Annotated in this window: 1 protein-coding gene; it reads right to left on the reverse strand. The window is 45.9% G+C overall.

What is annotated here, in order from left to right; genetic code table 11:
- A partial coding sequence (locus ACY2RS_RS15620) for a hypothetical protein (protein ID WP_490099591.1) occupies positions 1–270 on the reverse strand: 270 nt, incomplete at both ends.

Genomic DNA, 270 nt, shown 5'->3' on the forward strand with positions numbered 1-270 from the left:
TGGACCAATGGCCTCTGGTTATTTCAAACTGCTTCTGACTGTATCGGAACCAGCGTTGCTGGTCATTTTCTGAGAGTAACTGGAAACCTTCTTGCAGCTGCTGAATATCACTGGGGCTGTGCAAATCCGCACGCGTTGCCAGCAAAGCCATCGCCAGATTTTTGTCTGAAACCGTGTGGCTTTCAGTCAGCCCCAGTGTTTCAGCTCTAATGGCTAGATACCGTTTTAGTTCATCATAAGGATGGAATAAACCATAATGAAGCATACTAT

The organism is Patiriisocius sp. 208BN25-11 (genome assembly GCF_058147145.1).